The sequence below is a fragment of the Saccharothrix variisporea genome, from assembly GCF_003634995.1.
In the GTDB taxonomy this organism is placed as follows: domain Bacteria; phylum Actinomycetota; class Actinomycetes; order Mycobacteriales; family Pseudonocardiaceae; genus Actinosynnema; species Actinosynnema variisporeum.
Genome location: NZ_RBXR01000001.1, coordinates 8756629 through 8771374, shown reverse-complemented (window position 1 = coordinate 8771374; position 14746 = coordinate 8756629). Strand labels below are relative to the sequence as shown.

Genomic DNA, 14746 nt, shown 5'->3' with positions numbered 1-14746 from the left:
TCTCGCGGCAGGGTCCGCCGCGTCACCGCGCCACGATCCGGCCGGGGATTACGGTGGCCTTAAAGTCCTGCTCCGGCGGGCCGGAGCCAGTGCCCCGCGCCGCGGCGGTCGGTTCGGCCGGGACCGGGCAGTCCACGCCGACCGAGCTCACGCGTCCGGTCACCGGCTTGCCGTTGGCGCCGGTCGTCGCGACCTCCCCGGCGACGACTCGGCCCGGTTCGAGGCCGTCGGCGCAGGCGGCCGCCACGCGCCCACCCGCCCTTGTCCGCCCGACGTCAGGTGCCCGTGGACGCTTGGGGCAGGTCCGGCGCGGCCTGCCGGCCGAGGTGGTTGAACAGCAGGTTGAGCGAGAACGCGAGGATCGCGGTGACCGTGATCGGGCTGCCGCAGATCGTCTGCAACCACGCCGGGAAGTGCTGGAAGAAGATCGAGTTGCCGAAGCGGTCGACCGCGAACGCCGGCAGCAGCCCCACGCCGAGCGACACCGCGACGACGAAGGTGTTGTGGTTGCCGGAGAACTCGACCCTCCCCAGGTTCTGCACGCCGACCGCCGCCACCATCGCGAACATCACCACCGCGACCGCGCCGATCACCGGCTCCGGGACCGCCGACACGACCGCGCCGACCTTCGGCACCAGGCCCATCACCACCAGCACCCCGCCGGTCACGGCCACGACCCACCGGCTGCGCACCCCGGTCATCCGCACCAGGCCGACGTTCTGCGCGAACGCGGTGTCGGGGAAGGAGTTCAGCACCCCGCCGAGCACCGCCGAGAGCCCGTCGGTGGCCAGGCCGCGGGCGAGGTCGGCGTCGGAGGGCCGCCGTCCGGTGATCTCGCCGACCGCGATCAGGTCCGCGGTGGACTCGGTCAGCGTCACCAGCATCACCACGCACATCGACAGCACGGCCGCGACCGGGAACGTCGGCGGGCCGAAGTGGAACGGCGAGGCCAGGCCGAACCAGCCGGCCGCGCCGATCCCGTCCCAGTGCACCAGACCCATCGGGATCGCCGCGACCAAGCCGATGGCCATCGCCAGCAGCGGCCCGATCTGGCCCGCGAACCCCCGCAACACCCTGGTGAACAGCACGACCAGCGCGATCACCCCGAACCCCAGCGCGATGTGCGACGGCGCGGCGTAGTCCGGCGACCCGGTGTCGTGCCCGGCGATCATCGCCGTGCCCGGCCCGACCAGCGACACCCCGATGACCACCAGCAGCGTCCCGGACACCAGAGGTGGGAAGAACCGGATCAGCTTCGCGAACGGCCGGGCGACGAGCAGCCCGAACACACCGGAGACCAGCATCGCACCGTAGACCGCGGGCATGCCGTACTGCGCGGCGATCAGGATCATCGGGTTCACCACGCTGAACGTCGCGCCCGCCACGACCGGCAGCCGGATCCCCAGGAACCGCCCGACGCCGACGGCCTGCACCAGCGTCGCGATCCCGGCGACCAGCAGGTCCGCGTTGACCAGCAACGCGATCGTGGCAGCGTCGAGCTTCAACGCGCTGCCGACGATCAACGGCACCGCGACCGAGCCAGCGTACATGATCGACATGTGCTGCAGGCCTAGCAGCGCGAGCCGCCCGGCGGGCAGGCCCTGGTCGACCGGGTGGACATCACGACTCGTCATGCGGCACTCCCCCGTCCACGTGTTCGGGCACGTCAGCCAACACGGCGTGCGTGACTGCAGGGGGTCGAGGCCGTGATGATCGTGTTTCCCGCCGGGACGGTGCGGTACACCGCACCACGATCACGTGTTCGCCGATTCCGACGACAGCGCGCAATCGCTGTGATTCACTCGACAGATCACCGAAAAGCCAAGGCACGGACCGCAATCGTGCGGAGTTGTTCCAGGGGGTGGCGTTGGTGCGTGAGCGTTTCAGCGCCTATCTCCGGCGCACCGAGGGCAGGTTGACGCTGATCGCGGCTCTCACCACCGTGTCCACGATCGTGCTCGGACTCGTCGGGATGACGGTCCTGCGGGACCGGCAGGCCCTGCTCGACGACGCGGTCGACCGGCGGGGCGCGCTCACGTCCGCCGCGCTCGACATCTACCGCACGTTCGCCGACGCCGACGCCACGTCCCTCGACGCCGTCCTCGTCGACCAACAGCGCTCACCGGCGCTCCAGCGGAAGTTCCGCGAGGACGTCTTCGACGCCGTCGACGCCTTGCGCGAGGCCGCGTCGCGGGACCCCGGGGGCAGTTCCTCCGAACGGGTGCGGAGGCTGACCGACCTCGTTCCCCAGTACGTCCAACTGGTCGAGGTCGGCTGGAGCGCCAGCCGCGACAACCACCCCGTCGGCACGTCCTACCTGTCCCAGGCCTCGTTCCTCGTGCGCGACACCATCCTCAAGGACGCCGACGCACTGCGCGGCGAGCAGATCAAAGCTCTCACCGAGGCCCAGCGCGACGCGTCCGAGCACGCCTGGTCCACCTACCTGCTGGGCGTCGTCGTGCTGTTCATCCTCTACCGGTCGCAGCGGTTCCTGTTCGCGCGCACCCGCCGCAAGGTCAACCTCGGCCTGCTGGCGGCGACCGCGCTCACGGTGATCGCCGTGCTCTGGTTGCCGATCGCGCTGCTCGTCTCGTCGGGCAACGCGGAGGACAGCATCGTCACCCGGGAGCGGGTGGTGGCGCCCCTGGCCGAGGCGCGCAACGTCGGCCGGTCCGCCGACGGCAACGAGGCGCGCATCCTCATCTACCCCGCGGTCGGCGACATCGACGCGCTGAAGACCGATCTGGGGAAGATCGCCGCTCTCATCGAGGAGGCCGAGGAGTTCGCCGGGTCCGGACCCGACCGGGACCGGGTCGACCAGGCCGCGTCGGCGTTGCGGTCGTGGACCGAGGCCGACACCAAGTTGATCAAGTCGCCGGACGAGCCGTTGACCTACCCCGAGACCGTCGCGCTCGTGACGCCGCCTGCGGGTGACGGGAAGTCCTACGCCGAGCAGGTGGACGAGCACCTCACCGCCGCGATCTCCGGCTACACCAGGAGCTCCGCCGAGTCCACGGCGTCCGCGCGCGCCGCGCTCGACGGTCTGGACGTCGTCTTCGCGCTGCTGATGGGCGGCGCGGCGGTGACGGCGGTGGCCGGGATGTGGCCCCGGATCGCGGAGTACTACCGGTGAGGGCGCGCGTCGGATCGGTCGCCGCGGCCCTCACGCTGCTCCTGGCCGGGTGCTCGGCCCCCGCTCCCGCGCCCCGGGAGGACCGTGCCGCGCCCCTCGTGCTGCCCAACGGCTACTCCGACCCGGGTGCCGAGGCCGCGTTCGTCCCGGAGTGCAACACGCTGGCGGGCAGGGAGCAGTACAACCCGCGACGCACCCTCAACCCGGCGGGCCTGACGCGCGACGCCGCGGGCACGCCCACCGGCGCGAAGTTGGCCGAGATCCGGAAGAAGGGGCTCGTCGTCGGCGTCAGCCAGACCACGCCCCTGCTCAGCCGCCGCAACCAGGCGACCGGGCGCATGGAGGGCTACGAGATCGACATCGTCAACCGGGTCGCGGCCGAGCTGTTCGGCGGGCCGCTCGACCCCGACGACTCGCGCCTGCGGCTGGTGACGATGCCGACCGGCAGTCGGCTGCTGGCGTTGGACACGGTCAAGAACAGGGAGGCGCGGCAACGGGACCCGGAGTTGGCCGAGGTGCCGGAGGTCGACATGGTCATCGCCGACGTGACCCTCACGTGCAGCCGGGTGTTCACCCACGACGTGATGTACTCCTCGCCCTACCTGACGACGAACGCCGGAATCCTGACCCGCACGGGCGCCGAGCGACGGGCGTCGCTCGCGGACCTGCGCGGGCGGAAGGTGTGCGCCGCATCGGCCACGACCAGCATCGCCGACCTGACCGCCGCGCGGTCGGACACCGGGATCCTGCCGGTGTCGGTGCCGGACTCCAGCGAGTGCCTGATGCTGCTGCAACGCGGCCTCGTGGACGCGATCTACACCGACTACCCGATCCTGCAAGGCCTCCGGTTGCAGGACCCCGGGACCACCCTGGTCGACCTGCGCGGCCAGGGCGGCGGGGAGGCGGGCATCGCGATGAGCGAGGACCACCAGGACCTGATCCGGTTCGTCAACGGCGTGCTGGCCGAGATGCGCGCCGACGGCACCCTGGTGGCCTCGCGCAACCGGTGGTTCGTGGACGAGGTGCGGGCGGCGGGCCTGGGCGACCCCGGGACGCCGCTGGACCTGCCGCCCGTCGGCTACGTCGACTGAGCGGTCACGGCTCCGCGACGGTCACGGCTCCGCGACGGGCTCTTCCTCGACGGTCTCCTCCTCCGGGGGCAGGTCGTCGCGGCGCCACCGGAGCTTGACCTCGAACTGGCCCTGGACGCCGGTGCGGGCGATCACCGCGCCCGCCTCGGCGTCCAGCTTCAGGCCGAACTTCAGCTCGACCTCGTCGGGCGCGCGGGTCATGGACGTGAACTGCGCGAGTGCCGCCGCCGCCGCGTCCCGGACGCCGGCGACCGCCTGTTCGAACGTGGCGCGGGCTTCCTGCAACACCCTGGTCGAGGACCGGCCGGCGCGGGAGATGCCCGGGGGCTCGTCCACCTCGACGAGGACCGAGCCGCCGTCGGCCAGCGGGAACCGGATGAGCTCCGAGTGCGGGTGCTCCGTCGCCACAGGGGTTTCTCCTCGGTGTTCTGGGTCGTCACGCGGTCAGCGGTGTGCGGCAGGCGCCGCAGAACCGTGCGGTGGCGGGCCACGTCTTCGCGCAGTTCGGGCACGTGATCTCGGGTGCCGTCGTGGCCTTCGGGTCCGGCGAGCGGGGGTGCACCGGCGGCGCGTCGGGGCTCATGCTCGACATGACCGAGCTCATCCCCACCGACAGCAGGTCGACGGCCGCGAGGTCGTCCTTGAGCCGCACCACGCCCTCGCTCGGGTCGCCGACGACCTCGACCAGCCGCAGCAGCCGGCCCAGCACCTTCTCGTTGCCCAGGGCGGTGGCGAGGGCGACCGCGCGGCCCCACTCGACCGCCGCCGTCACCAGGTCGTTCGCGTCGTGGGCGTCGCACCCGCGCAGCACCGCCCGACCCAGCTCGGCCTGGTCGGTGTAGTGGGCGACCTTGGGGTCCATCTTGCTCGACTGCTTCAGGTCGTCGGTCCAGTGCGCCAGGACGAGGACGGGCGGACACGCGCTCTCGAACTCCATCGAGCCCGGCCGGCGCACCTCCAGGTCCACCCGGCCGACCCGGATGTCGCTGTCCAGCTCCGCGTCCGACGAGTCGACCGTGAGCCGGAGGTGGAACTCGCGGCTCTCCGCGCCCCACGAACCGGTGGTGAACGCGGTGGTGCGCGCGTCGATCCGGTCGCCGACCAGCGCGGCGTCGGTGGGGAAGGTCTGGCGCAGGAAGTCCACTTCCGCGCGGGCCGTCGTCTTCACCACGATCCGCGCCTCGGGGACGACCTTGTCCATGACGGCCTTCGTCATCGCCTCGAAGTCGGCGACGAGGTCGGCCGGTTGCCGGACGGCGTCGGCCGTGCCGTGCAGCGCCGCCGCGATGCGCAGCAGCTCACGCTTCTCCCAGTCGGCGCCGATGCCGCGCGCGTCGCAGGTGAACACGCGCGAGCACAGGGGCAACTCGGTGTCGAGCTTGCGGTCGTCCGGGTTGTTCTGGCCGTCGGTCAGCATGATGACGTGCCGCACGGCCGTCGGGTGGTCGGCGAGCAGACCGCGGGCCAGTCCCAGCCACTCCCCCATGTTCGTGCCGCCGCTGGCCTGCAGCCGGCCCACGGCCTTCTTCGCCGCACGGCGGGTCTGGGGGGTCGCGGCGACCAGGCGCGGGCCGGTCGGGTAGACGACCCGGGCGGTGTGCGTGCCCTCGATCACCGCGAACAGCGCGCCGTCGCGCAACGCGTCGATCGCGGCCTTCGTCGCCCGTTGCGCCGCCGCGATCTTCGTGGGCGGGTACGCCATCGAGCCCGAGCAGTCGATGGCGATCACCTCGGCCACCTCGGGCGCGGCGGCCGCGGTCAGACCTTCGGCGGTGACGGTGAGGACGGCGTGCATCTCGTCGTCCTCAGTGGACAGATAGCGGTTCTGGCTGATCGCCAGGCTGAAGCCGGGCACGTCGTCCATGTTCTCGCCCCTGTGGCTCATCGGAAGGTCACCGGCCGGTAGCGGTTCGCGAGGTCGACCAGGTGGGAGCGCTCGGCCCTGGTGTCGGCCTGCCGCGCCAGCGCGCGGTACGAGCGCTCCAGGCGCTCGCGCAGCGCCTCCTCCCAGTGCCGGAGGACCTCGTCGCCGGCCAGGGACGCGGCGAGCTCGGCCTCCTGCACCACTGCTTCCAGGCGGACGCGGGACTGGCCGGTGGGGGCGCCGCCGTCGAGGTAGAGCTTGGCCAGCCGGTCGGTGGCGGCGGCGAGGTCCGCGGCGTTGGGGCGGTCGAGCCCGCCCGGCCGGGTCAGCAGGCCGCTGAGCACGCGCACGGCCGCGATGCGGGCGGCGTCGTAGTGCCGCGACACCGGCGGCGTCTCGTCCAGCAGTTCGACCGCACCCGCGCGGTCACCCCGTGCCAGCCGAACCCGCGCCAAGCCGAACACGGCGCTGACCACGGACCGGTCGCGCCGCCACACCGCGCGGTACAGCGCCTCCGCCCTGGTGAGCAGGCGCTCGGCCTTGACGAGGGGGCTGTCGTCCTCGGTGCGCCGGCCCTCGGCCTTCGTGCGCACACCCTCGGCCTTCGTGCGCACACCCTCGGCCTTCGTGTGCAGGCCCTCGGCCGTCATGCGCAGGCCCTCGTGCTCGGCGCAGTAGGCCAGCGCGAGCTTCGGCGCGTCCTCGCCGGGCAGTTCGGCGTAGACGGCGTCGAACGCCTCCTCGGCTTCCGCCACGTCGTCGTCGGCCAGGGCGATGAGCCCTTCGTGCCACCGCAACCGCCAGTCACGGTCGCCGCCGAGCAGGGCGCGCGCCTGGCGCAGGCTCTCGACCGCCGCGTCGAGATCACGCGCGGCGAGTCCCGCGCGGCACCGGACGAACGCCGTCTCCGGGGTGCGCAAGCCCGCCGTCTCCAGCCGGTCGAGCAGCCGTTGCGGGTCCTCCGCGTCGGCGGCGGCCAGGACGTCGGCCGCCGGGTCGTCGGCGGTGGCGCGCGGCACGGGCAGGCCGATGGCCACCACGTCCGGTGCGGGCCTGCCGTGGTCGAGCACGACGTCCTCGGGCAGTGCGTCGACCCACCGCCGCAGCGGGGGCACGGCGCCGAGGCCGTCGTCCAGCAGCGTGGCGGTGTGGACGAACAGGGTCGACGGCTCCGGACGCGGCTGCCCGTCGCGCAGCGAGGCGACCTCGCGCAGCACGCCGCGCAGCTGGTCGGCCATGTCGGCGGCGGAGGCGAACCGGCGGTCCGGGTCGCCGTCCAGGGCGCGGGTGCAGACCCGGCGGAACGATTCCAGGCCCACCTCGACGCGGTGCCGGTCGGCGACGCCGTACTGCCCGGTGCGGTCCGCGGTGGCGGAGTAGAGCCGGCGCAGCAGCTCGCCGGCGGTGTGCAGGTCGGACTGGACGGTGAGGCCGCGTTCCGCGATCTCGGCTTCGGACACCTGGAAGGGGCGGGTGCCGACGATCTTGCCGGACCGGTCGCCGATCCGCCGGACGGCGCCGAGGTCGATCAGCTTGACCCGGTTGCCGCGCTCGCCCTGCCGCCCGGAGCGGACGATCACGTTGTCCGGCTTGAGGTCGCAGTAGAGCAGGCCGCGTTCGTGCAGGTAGTCCAACGCGGCGAGGACCTGGAGGCCGACGGCGATGACGTGCTCGGTGCGCAGCGGCTCGCCCAGCGGCAGCGTGCCGTGGCGGGACTGCTCGGCGACCTCGTTGAGCACCAGGCCGTCCACGTACTCCATGACGATGTAGGTGCGCGACACGCCGGTGTGCGCGTCGGGGTGGCTGACGAAGTTGAAGATGCGGACGATGTTCGGGTGGCTGATCGTGGTCAGGGCCTGGCGTTCGGCGGTGGCCAGGTCCTCGTCCGCGACGTCGATGAGTCCTTTGAGGACGACCGGGTTGTCGTCCAGGTGCGTGTCCTTGGCGAGGTAGATCCAGCCCAGCCCGCCCCGCGCGAAGCAGCCGACGACGAGGTACTGGTCGGCGACGAGGTCCCCCGGTTCGAGGCTGGGCAGGAACGAGAACGCCGTGCCGCACGCCAGGCAGAACCCCGCGCCCTGCGCGGGCAGTGCCGTCGGGTCGGGGCATTCGGGGTTGCCGCAGCGCCGGACGCGGACCGGGACCTGGGGGTCGGTGAGGATGCGGCTGGTCGGGTCGGGGAAGTCGAAGACGGGCAGCGACAGCGGATCGCTCGTGCGGGACCGGCGGCTGCCGGTGCTGGTGCTGCTGCTGCCGGCACTGCTCACCGCGGCGGCGGGCGGCGCCTCGGCCCGATGTCCGCAGGTGTCGCAGAAACCGGTCTCGTCGATGGTGCCGTCGCAGCCTGGCCTGGTGCAGGCGGTCATCCGTGCTCCCCTTTCGCCAACGCCCGGCGCACCGCGTCCTGGTACTCCCGCACCGCCTTGCGGGCAGCGGACACGTCGACGGGGTCGGCCGCCAGCCGCGCGTGCGCCTTGCGGTAGGCCGCGGCGATGCCGATGTGCTCCACCAGCCCGCCGTCACCCGCTTTCGCCTTCCACGCCTCCAGGAGGCCGCGCAGGTCGGAAAGGTCGCTCTCGTCCTGCCGCGCGGCGCTCCGCTCTCGTTCGACCCGGGCGATGGCGCGGTCGAACCGGGGCAGCCGTTCGGCGACGAGCGCCCAGTCGTCGGCGGCGGCGCGGCGCAGGGCGGTGAGGCGGATGCGCAGCCGTCCGAGGCGGTCGTCGGGGCCGCTGTCGGAACCGGACCGCAGGAGCACGGCGATGCGTTCGGCGAACCCGTCGAGCCGCGCGGCGACCGCCTCCCGGGCCAGTGCGCGCGCGGCGTCGAGGGCCGTCGACTCCTCGTCGCGGAAGCCGAACACGAGACGTGCGCCGCTGGAGACCATCGGCCTGAACACGTCGTCCAGGAGGGCCCGCGGCTCGTCGGCCTGGTCGACACCGTCCACGACGACGGTCATCGGCGGGGTGCCGGCCCGGACGCGTTCGGTGCTGGAGCCGTGGACGGCGAGCCCGGCGCGGTCGACGATGCGCCGTGACACGTCTTCGGCCGTGAGCCCCTCGACGTCGAGGGCGAGATCGGGCTCGGCGGAGTCACCGACGCTGGAGAGCGCGACGGCGTGCCGGAGGTCGGTCACCTCGTCCCCGACGACGATCAGCACGGCCGCCCCGTCCCGCCGGCGCGCGAGCCAGTCCATGATCTCGCGGACGCGCTCGGCGGGGTGGGCGCTGTCGGCGGGTGGGACGAACCGGTCGGAGTCGATACCGCGGTCGCCCACCGACCACTCGGAGATCAGCGGCAGGTGGGCCTCGATGGCGGCGACGGGCATCATCCACGACAACCCGGCGTCGTCGTCGGTGTACTCGCTGACCACGATGCCGAGGACGTCCCCGGTGGCGTCGTCGGCGACACCCGACCCGCTGAACCCGGCGCGGACGCGCTGCTCGCCGTCGGAGCGGCGGTTCATCTGGAGCCACTCGGACCCGGCCCAGGCGGCGAGCGTCATGCGTGCCCAGACGCCGATGTCCAGGCCTTGGCCGTGCGGGTAGCCGAGGGTGTGGACCGGCCGGTCCCAGGTGAGGGCGGCCTTGCGGAGCGTCGCCCCGACCCCGCGCGGCTGCCTGGTCTCGAGCTTGAGGATCGCGACGTCACCCCGGTCGTCCCCGTCCGGCGGGACGCAGGCGAGGATGCGGGCGTCACTGGCGGGAGAACCGGGCAGGGCGACCATGTCGACGACGAGCCCTTCACCGGCGAGCGCGACGTGGGCACAGGTGAGGACGTGCTCCGAGTCCACCAGAACCCCGGCGCCGAGCACACCGCCCCCACCCCGATCCCGCACCCGAACCCGCCACGGCTCCGCTCCGTGCGCGAACGCCCCGGCACGGCCCGCACCAGCGATCATCCTCGAACGATAGGGCAGGGGTGGCGCGAACGATCACCCTTCACGAACCCGACCCCCGTTCGGCCTAGCACGTCGAATCCTGGACACCGCCTGTGCTCCGGCAGCCGACACGGGGGAACAAACCCGCTCCCGTTGCGCGCAAGACAGAGGCTGTTCGTCCTCGGTGGTGCTCTGAGCTACGAGGCGAGCAGGTCGAAGTGGAATCCCACGATGAACAGGAAAAGGGCCACCACCTGCACGGTCCGCGCCAGCGCGTCGCGCTCGAAGACGTGGATCAGGACCCGCCGGATGCCTTGCAGCGCCACGGGCACCAGAAGTGCCAGCGAGCCGACGAGAGCGATGCCGGCGGTCACCGCGGTGAACCCGGTGGAGGAGACCTCGATCCACCCTCCGGGGAACGTCACCCTCCCCGGGAAGAAGACGGCCCAGATCAGGAGGGCTCCCGCTGCGGCGCCCACGACCGCAGGCCACGCGATGCCCAGCCGTGAGCGGTTCCTCCGCACGTAGCGTTCCGAGAACTGGCGCAGCCGCTCGGGGCCGACGATGTCCATGATCAGGGTCAGGCCGGCCAGAAAGGCGGCGAGCTTGCCGATGCGCCCCCACCACAGCACCGGCAGACCCCACAGCTCCGCGTCCCGCAGCGTGCTGCTGCCGTCGAACCAGAGCCTCCACGCCTCGAAGTACCCGACGCTGCTCATCAGGCGGCACCCCGGGCTGCGTCGCCGCGTTCCGAGACGTGACCGGCGACCGCGTCCTGGCCGTGCTGCTCAACGCCGGCTGATTCGACACCCACTGGCGACATATCGGCCGAAGGCTACAGCAGCTTCTTGAGCCCTGAGAGCCCGGCACGCTCCAGGGCCGTGGCCACGGCCCTGCCACCGGACGATCCGCCCGCTACGACCGACCGATGACGACCGGCCGCACGCGGCACCCCGCTCGCAGGTGCGGGATGCCGCGTGGGCACCGGTCACCCGGTCACTGTCTCCGGCGGAAGTGGTGGACCACCGTGCCGGCGGCGGCCAGCGTGGTCAGGGCTGCCAGTTTCAGCAGCCGGTGTTGTCTGGTCGCTCGCTCCTGCGCCTGCGCGTACGGGATCGTCGTGTTCGTCACCATGGTGTGCAACGGCATCCACCGCCGGGCCAGCAGCTTCTCCAGGAGCGTGTCGCACGCCCGTTCCAGCCGCACGGCCGGGGAGCGGACGGTGTCGCGCAGTTCCGCGAAGTTGTGCCGGGACATGGTGGCGAGGGCGTCGGTGTTGGGCTTGCGGCGGGTGTAGTAGCGGGACAGGGCCGCCGCCGTGTCGGTCGGGTGGTGGGCCAGGCTGTCGGCCAGTTCCAGGGCGTCCTCGAACGCCGAGTTCATGCCCTGCGCCAGGAACGGGTACACGGCGTGGCACGCGTCGCCGATCAGGACCGCCTTGCCCTCGTGCGTCCACGGCGAGGTGCTGACGGTGACGAGGTTGAACGTGGGCCGGGACAGGAAGTCCTCGCCCAGGTCCGGGACCAGCTCCAGCACGTCGGGGAAGTGCTTGCGGAACAACGCCTCCACGTCGGCGGCGGTGGTCAGCGAGTCGAAGCCCTCCGGGCCGTGGAAGGGCAGGACGCACGAGCAGGTGAACGAGCCGTCCCGGTTGGGGTGGGCGAACATCATGGTGTCGCCGCGCGGCCACAGGTGGAACACGTCGTCGGCCATGCGGTGGCTGCCGTCGGGGGCGGCGGGGATGCGCAGTTCGCGCCACCCCCACTCCAGGTAGCTCTGGGTGAACTCGGCCCGCTGGTCGTGGTGCAGGAACCGGCGGACGGTGGAGAACGCCCCGTCCGCGCCCACCACGACGTCCGGTTTCACCACCAGCGCGTTGCCCGAACCGTCCACGAAGGACACCGAGGGGAGGTCGCGGTCCACGCCGGTGCACCGCGTGTCGAACACGAACCGCACGCCGGGCACGCGGTCGGCCGCCGCGACCAGCACGGCGCTGAGGTCCTGGCGCTGGATGGCCAGGATGCCGCCCTCGCCGTAGGCGGAGAACCGCAGCGCACCGTCCGTGCCGTGCAGCATCCGGCCGCGCATCGGCACCGTCTCCCGGGTCACCTCCTCCAGCAGGCCGACCCGGTCCAGGGCGTCCAGGCCCCGCCGGGACAGGCCCAGGTTCATCGACGTCACCGCGTTGGCGGACGTCCGCGGGTCGGGCCGCCGGTCGTAGACCGTGACGGTGTGCCCCTGCCTGCCGAGCGCGAGGGCGAGGAAGGCCCCCGCCATCCCGGCTCCGACGACCGTGAACTCCACTAGGCGCTCCCCACCGGTCTGGTCACCACGCGCACCTGTCCCATCGCCTTCTCCGCCAACGCCGTCGCCTCCGCCGCCGTAGGCGCGAGGACCACCGCCGCGCCCACCCGGTGCCACGAGTGGCGCAGCTCCGGCACCACCTCGCCGACCGGCGGGCCGATCCAGCAGCGCACGACGCCGGGCAGCTCGTTGGCCGCCTCCAGCCCGGTGATCTCCAGGATCTCGCCCGACACGGCCGGGGCGAACCGCACGGCGGCGACCTGCGGGGCGGTGCGCGGGAACTCCGGCGGCTCGATGCCGCGCATGACGGCGAAGTAGTACTGGCCCACCGGCTGCTCGTAGGCGCGTTCGATCATCTCCACGATGCCGTCGCCGGGGAACCGGCCCGCGCACTCCACCAGCACCGGGACGCCGTCGCGCACGATCCACTCGCAGTGCACGAACCCGGAGCCGAACCCGGTGGCGCGCAGCACGGCGGTCGTGCTCGCCTCCAGGTCCGCGGCCAGGTCCGCCTCGATCGGGGCGGGCAGGACGTGGCCCAGCTCGACCGGGTGCGGCCCGGGGTAGAGCAGCTTGTCGGTGACGTTGGTGAACAGCGGCACGCCGTCGCGCACCACCATCTCCACGCTGTACTCGTGCCCGGCGACGTACTCCTCCACCAGCATCCGGACCGCGCGCGGCCGGTCGGGCACCATCGCGCCCTCGTCGTGCACGCGGCACTCCTCCCACGCCCCCGGCACCTCGGCCGGGTCGTGCAGGATGCGCGTGCCCACCGCGCCCTGCCGGTCGGCGGGCTTGAGCACGACGGGACCGGGGTGCTCGGCCATGAACCGCAGCACGTCCTCGGGCGACTCGACGGCCTCGGAGGCCGGGTTGGGGATGCCGGCGGCGCGGGTCACCTTGCGCAGCAACGACTTGTCGCGCATCAGCCCGGCCGCGCCGAACCCCGCGCCGGGCACGCCGCAGCGCTCGGCCAGCCGGGCGGCGAACGGGGTGGCGTACTCGACGAACGGCACCACGGCCGAGGCGTGCAGGTCCGGCCGGGCGGCGAAGAACGCGTCGGCGGCGCCGGGGAGCTGGTGCTCCCACTCGACCAGCTCGCGCACCAGCGGCGAGGAGTCGACGATGGCGCGCACGCCCCGCTTGCGGACGACGTCGGGCTCCTCCACCAGCACCACCGAGCCCTCGGGCAGGAACCCCGACAGCTCGGCCAGCGCGTTGACGAAGCCCACCAGGATGATCGGGCGGTCGGTCACGGTGTCCCTCATTTCACGAGGCCCAGGCACAGCCGGAACTCCGGCGTGCCGCCGAGCAGGTGCGCGCCCGCGGACTGCAGGATGCGGTCCTGCGCGAACACGTGCTGGCACATGGTGGTGGTGTCGCGCAGCCAGCGGTCCAACGGCGAGCTGCGGTGGATCGCGGCCGTCTGCACCAGGTCGTAGAGCCGGTTGACGATCGAGCGCGCCACCCGGAAGGAGTGCAGGCGCGACAGCGGCAGTGCGGCGCGCTCGTCGCGGGTCAGGTCGTCCAGGGTGCCGCCGGCCTCCAGGACCTCCGAAAGCCTGCGCAGGGCGCCGAACACGCCGTGGCGGGTGGCGGCCAGGTCGGCCTCGCACTCGGCGATGGTCACCTGCACCTTGGTGTTGTCCGCCCACCGCACGCCGCCGCGCTCGCGGCCGGTGACCAGCTCGCGCACGTGGTCCAGCGCCGCGCGGGCCACGCCCAGCGGGATGCCGGGCATGTACCGCATGAACGCCTCGGGCTGGGTGTGCGGCCCGGACGGGTCGCGGACGGTGTCGAAGCTCAGCGACCGCTCCTCGGGCACGAACACGTCGGTGATGGTGTAGTCGCAGCTGCCCGTGCCGAGCATCCCGGTGGTGTGCCACTGGTCGATGACCGTGACGTCGGAGGCGGGGACCATGAACAGCCGCGAGTCGTGCGGGTCGCCGTCCGGGCTGGGCTCGGGTTCGCCGTCGCGGTAGATGAAGGCACCGGAGATCACCCAGTCGCAGTGGGTGATGCCGCTGCCGAAGGTCCACCTGCCGCTGAGCCGGTAGCCGCCGGGGACGCGGTCCGCGCGGCCGACCGGGAACAGCGCCCCGGTGGTGATGGTGTCCAGGTCGGTGAACATCTCCCGGGCCACCGACCGGTCGAGGTAGGTGGCGAACAGGCCGGTGTGCGAGCCGATCTCGGCGCACCAGGCGGCGGAGGCGTCACCGTAGGCCAGCGCCTCGATCACCTCGACCTGCTCGGTGGAGGACAGCTCCGGGCCGCCCCAGTCGCGGTTGAAGCCCATGCGGTAGACGCCGGTGCCGCGCAGCATGTCCACGATGTCGTCGGGCAACCGCCGTGCGTTCTCGATCTCGGCGGCGCGCTCGCGCAGGTGCGGCGCGAGGGCGCGTGCCCGCGCGAGGATGTCGGCGGCGGCCGGCGGCGCGTCGACGGGTGAGGGGGACAGGGTCATCGTTGGCTCC

Annotated in this window: 12 protein-coding genes; 2 read left to right on the top strand and 10 right to left on the bottom strand. The window is 72.8% G+C overall.

Annotated elements, in window-relative coordinates; genetic code table 11:
• Window positions 1-22: 22 nt before the first annotated feature.
• On the bottom strand, window positions 23-247 hold the full coding sequence (locus DFJ66_RS39595; RefSeq protein ID WP_121229581.1) for a hypothetical protein: 225 nt from the start codon (window positions 245-247) through the stop codon (window positions 23-25).
• A gap of 28 nt (window positions 248-275) precedes the next feature.
• Window positions 276-1634, bottom strand: a complete 1359-nt coding sequence (locus tag DFJ66_RS39590; RefSeq protein WP_121229579.1) for a nucleobase:cation symporter-2 family protein — start codon at window positions 1632-1634, stop codon at window positions 276-278.
• Window positions 1635-1870: 236 nt separating this feature from the next.
• Between DFJ66_RS39590 and DFJ66_RS39585 the strand changes: the two genes are divergently transcribed.
• Both DFJ66_RS39585 and DFJ66_RS39580 read left to right on the top strand, forming a co-directional pair.
• Window positions 1871-3133: a hypothetical protein gene (locus DFJ66_RS39585; protein WP_147459513.1), complete on the top strand. Its 1263-nt coding sequence runs from the start codon at window positions 1871-1873 to the stop codon at window positions 3131-3133.
• Window positions 3130-4224, top strand: a complete 1095-nt coding sequence (locus tag DFJ66_RS39580) for a transporter substrate-binding domain-containing protein (RefSeq protein ID WP_121229575.1) — start codon at window positions 3130-3132, stop codon at window positions 4222-4224. Before DFJ66_RS39585 ends, DFJ66_RS39580 begins: the two co-directional genes overlap by 4 nt.
• Window positions 4225-4245: 21 nt before the next feature.
• On the opposite strand, the gene DFJ66_RS39575 is transcribed toward DFJ66_RS39580, so the two are convergent.
• The 8 genes from DFJ66_RS39575 to DFJ66_RS39540 all read right to left on the bottom strand — a co-directional run bounded on the left by DFJ66_RS39575 (window position 4246) and on the right by DFJ66_RS39540 (window position 14736).
• Window positions 4246-4632: a CU044_2847 family protein gene (locus DFJ66_RS39575; RefSeq protein ID WP_121229573.1), complete on the bottom strand. Its 387-nt coding sequence runs from the start codon at window positions 4630-4632 to the stop codon at window positions 4246-4248.
• Between the two features lie 28 nt (window positions 4633-4660).
• Complete coding sequence (locus DFJ66_RS39570; protein ID WP_121229571.1) at window positions 4661-6109, bottom strand: VWA domain-containing protein; 1449 nt, start codon at window positions 6107-6109, stop codon at window positions 4661-4663.
• On the bottom strand, window positions 6106-8454 hold the full coding sequence (locus DFJ66_RS39565) for a serine/threonine-protein kinase (protein ID WP_121229569.1): 2349 nt from the start codon (window positions 8452-8454) through the stop codon (window positions 6106-6108). Before DFJ66_RS39565 ends, DFJ66_RS39570 begins: the two co-directional genes overlap by 4 nt.
• On the bottom strand, window positions 8451-9989 hold the full coding sequence (locus tag DFJ66_RS39560) for a trypsin-like peptidase domain-containing protein (protein ID WP_121229567.1): 1539 nt from the start codon (window positions 9987-9989) through the stop codon (window positions 8451-8453). Before DFJ66_RS39560 ends, DFJ66_RS39565 begins: the two co-directional genes overlap by 4 nt.
• A 176-nt stretch (window positions 9990-10165) precedes the next feature.
• Window positions 10166-10687, bottom strand: a complete 522-nt coding sequence (locus DFJ66_RS39555) for a hypothetical protein (RefSeq protein WP_121229565.1) — start codon at window positions 10685-10687, stop codon at window positions 10166-10168.
• Window positions 10688-10964: 277 nt separating this feature from the next.
• A complete protein-coding gene (locus tag DFJ66_RS39550) occupies window positions 10965-12272 on the bottom strand; it encodes an FAD-dependent oxidoreductase (RefSeq protein WP_121229563.1) in 1308 nt (435 codons plus the stop codon).
• Window positions 12272-13528: an ATP-grasp domain-containing protein gene (locus DFJ66_RS39545; RefSeq protein ID WP_121232406.1), complete on the bottom strand. Its 1257-nt coding sequence runs from the start codon at window positions 13526-13528 to the stop codon at window positions 12272-12274. Before DFJ66_RS39545 ends, DFJ66_RS39550 begins: the two co-directional genes overlap by 1 nt.
• Window positions 13529-13536: 8 nt before the next feature.
• Complete coding sequence (locus DFJ66_RS39540; protein ID WP_121229561.1) at window positions 13537-14736, bottom strand: acyl-CoA dehydrogenase family protein; 1200 nt, start codon at window positions 14734-14736, stop codon at window positions 13537-13539.
• Between the last annotated feature and the right edge of the window lie 10 nt (window positions 14737-14746).